Raw genomic sequence first — 1,368 nt, 5'->3', positions numbered from 1 at the left:
CTGCCGGCCCCGGTGAAGCATCAGAGTGTTCTGGTGTGTGACGGGTGGCTGGTCGTTGTTTGAGAACTGCACAGTGGACGCGAGCATCTGTGGCCAAGTTTTTAAGGGCGCACGGTGGATGCCTTGGCACCAGGAACCGATGAAGGACGTGGGAGGCCACGATAGTCCCCGGGGAGTCGTCAACCAGGCTTTGATCCGGGGGTTTCCGAATGGGGAAACCCGGCAGTCGTCATGGGCTGTCACCCGCTGCTGAACACATAGGCAGTGTGGAGGGAACGCGGGGAAGTGAAACATCTCAGTACCCGCAGGAAGAGAAAACAACCGTGATTCCGGGAGTAGTGGCGAGCGAAACTGGATGAGGCTAAACCGTTTACGTGTGAGACCCGGCAGGGGTTGCGTGAGCGGGGTTGTGGGATCTCTCTTCTGTCGTCTGCCGGCGGCAGGGCGAGTCAGAAACCGTTGATGTAGACGAAGGACATGCGAAAGGTCCGGCGTAGAGGGTAAGACCCCCGTAGTCGAAACGTCAGCGGCTCGTTTGAGAGACACCCAAGTAGCACGGGGCCCGAGAAATCCCGTGTGAATCTGGCGGGACCACCCGCTAAGCCTAAATATTCCCTGGTGACCGATAGCGGATAGTACCGTGAGGGAATGGTGAAAAGTACCCCGGGAGGGGAGTGAAATAGTACCTGAAACCGTGTGCCTACAAGCCGTGGGAGCGTCGGATGGGAGCTTGCTTCCATCTCGTGACTGCGTGCCTTTTGAAGAATGAGCCTGCGAGTTTGCGGTGTGTTGCGAGGTTAACCCGGGTGGGGTAGCCGTAGCGAAAGCGAGTCCGAATAGGGCGTTTCAGTAGCACGCTCAAGACCCGAAGCGGAGTGATCTAGCCATGGGCAGGTTGAAGCGGAGGTAAGACTTCGTGGAGGACCGAACCCACCAGGGTTGAAAACCTGGGGGATGACCTGTGGTTAGGGGTGAAAGGCCAATCAAACTCCGTGATAGCTGGTTCTCCCCGAAATGCATTTAGGTGCAGCGTCGTGTGTTTCTTGCCGGAGGTAGAGCACTGGATAGGCGATGGGCCCTACCGGGTTACTGACCTTAGCCAAACTCCGAATGCCGGTAAGTGAGAGCGCGGCAGTGAGACTGTGGGGGATAAGCTCCATGGTCGAGAGGGAAACAGCCCAGAGCATCGACTAAGGCCCCTAAGCGTACGCTAAGTGGGAAAGGATGTGGAGTCGCACAGACAACCAGGAGGTTGGCTTAGAAGCAGCCACCCTTGAAAGAGTGCGTAATAGCTCACTGGTCTAGTGATTCCGCGCCGACAATGTAGCGGGGCTCAAGCGTACCGCCGAAGTCGTGTCATTGCAGTAC

General features: G+C 57.4%; 1 rRNA gene (cut by a window edge). It reads left to right on the top strand.

Going from position 1 to position 1,368, the window contains the following annotated elements:
* Nucleotides 1-91: 91 nt before the first annotated feature.
* Nucleotides 92-1,368: ribosomal RNA gene (locus ACFV9M_RS41700) — 23S ribosomal RNA — on the top strand; it runs 1,924 nt beyond the window's last position.

The sequence above is a fragment of the Streptomyces sp. NPDC059895 genome (assembly GCF_042731035.1).
GTDB lineage: Bacteria > Actinomycetota > Actinomycetes > Streptomycetales > Streptomycetaceae > Streptomyces.
The sequence above is the reverse complement of the archived record's forward strand: the minus strand, read 5'-3'. Positions and strand labels throughout refer to the sequence as shown.